We start from the raw sequence: 271 nt of genomic DNA on the forward strand, positions 1-271 counted from the left end.
ATCCTTAGTAGATGCAAAGTCCCATGCACGGGTGAATACCACACGCTCGCCGCGATGAATGGCCAAATCCAGCTTCAGGCGAAAATGGCGCTCCTCGATATTCTTGAACCAGCCTGTATTGATGACAGCATTTTCATCCGCATCCGGATCCTGCTGGAACATGGCGTTAAACCAACGTGACCCAAGCTCAATGCGGATATCACGGATGGTATCGGCAGTGTAACGCTTGGCAAATAGTGTTTCGCCAAAATGGCGGCCAATCTCGTCCACT

1 protein-coding gene is annotated in these 271 nt (G+C 50.9%); it reads right to left on the reverse strand.

The features are described from left to right. Positions 1–271: hypothetical protein (locus tag VJI93_RS08840; RefSeq protein WP_324009330.1), on the reverse strand; the 271-nt coding region annotated here is incomplete at both ends.

It is taken from the genome of Parvimonas sp. M20 (assembly GCF_035282425.1).
Lineage (GTDB): Bacteria > Bacillota > Clostridia > Tissierellales > Peptoniphilaceae > Parvimonas.